We start from the raw sequence: 1,281 nt of genomic DNA, 5'->3' as shown, positions 1-1,281 counted from the left end.
GCCGCGGCGCCGTCCAGCACCGGGGCGCCGGCGATGCCCGGCTGGTGGGCCACGCCGGCCCAGCGGTCCACGCCGCGCGAGGCGAAGCGCTCGGCCAGCGCGCGCTGGTCGGCCGCCAGCACGTTGATCGCGTAGTGGGAGCCGGCCGACAGGGCCGTCAGCGTGGAGGCCTTGTGCGCCAGGCTCCACAGCACCAGCGGGGGCTGCAGCGAGACCGAATTGAAGGAGCTGGCCGTGAGGCCGATGAGCCCGCCGTCCGGGCCGCGCGCGGTGACGATGGTCACGCCCGTGGCGAACATGCCCAGCGCATCGCGGAACTCGCGCGTGGAGAAACCGGGCGGACGGGCGGCGATGGGGCGGTGCAGGGGGCTGTTCACGAAGGCGCGGGCGCGGGCGGCCGGAGGGAAGGGGTCGGCTATTATGGTCCGGCGCCTGGCGATTTGCTGCCGGCGGCCGCGGCGCCTGCCGTTCTCTTCATGGCCCTTCTACCCACTTTCACGACCCTCGGCTCCGGACCCACCGTGCTCATGCTGCACGACGCGGACGGCGACCACCTCACTTTCGCTCCCCAGGTCGAGACCCTGGCGACGGCCGGCTACCGCGCCGTGGCCTGGGACATGCCCGGCTACGGCCGCAGCGCCCCCATCGAGCCCTACAGCTTCAAGGGCCTGGCCAACAGCTGCGTGCAGCTGCTGCAGGCGCTGCAGTGCGGCCCCGCCGTGCTGGTGGGCCACGGCCTGGGCGCCATGATCGCCATCGAGGTGGCGCTGCGCGAGCCTTCGCTGGTGCGCCGGCTGGTGCTTTGCAGCGGCGGGCCGGCCCTGGATGCGCACAGCCTGGACGAATGGGTGGCGCCGCGCCTGGCCGAGCTGGACGCCGGGCAGTCGATGGAGCAGATCGCCCAGCGCCTGGTGCCGCGCCACATCGGCACCGGCGCATTGCCCGAGGGCGTGCGCCTGGCCGGCCACGCCATGGGCCAGGTGCACCGCTCGGCCTACCGCCGTGCGCTGGAGGCGCTGCCCACGTTCGCGCGCAGCGCGGCCGAGCTGTCGCGCCTGCACATGCCCACCTTGCTGCTGGGCGGCGAGCAGGACCGCTGCACCCCGCCCGAGGCGTTGCAGGCGCTGGCGCAGGTGCTGCCCGATGCGCGCCACCTGGATCTGCCCCACGTCGGCCACTGGCCGCAGCTGGAAGACCCCGACGGCTTCGACGGCGCGCTGCTGGCGTTCCTGGCTGCTTCCGAGCGGGTGCTGCATTGAGCGCCGCCGACCGCACGCCGCG

At 74.4% G+C, this 1,281-nt stretch carries 2 protein-coding genes; one reads left to right on the top strand and one right to left on the bottom strand.

What is annotated here, in order from left to right:
• Positions 1-377 (bottom strand): flavin reductase family protein (locus AC27IO_RS24350; RefSeq protein ID WP_498741231.1); only part of this gene is annotated, 377 nt, incomplete at its 3' end.
• 99 nt (positions 378-476) lie between these two features.
• On the opposite strand from AC27IO_RS24350, the gene AC27IO_RS24345 reads away from it, so the two are divergent.
• Complete coding sequence (locus tag AC27IO_RS24345; RefSeq protein WP_272566145.1) at positions 477-1,259, top strand: alpha/beta fold hydrolase; 783 nt, start codon at positions 477-479, stop codon at positions 1,257-1,259.
• Positions 1,260-1,281: the final 22 nt, after the last annotated feature.

The sequence above is a fragment of the Acidovorax sp. KNOB132 genome (genome assembly GCF_057541515.1).
The sequence above is the reverse complement of the archived record's forward strand: the minus strand, read 5'-3'. Positions and strand labels throughout refer to the sequence as shown.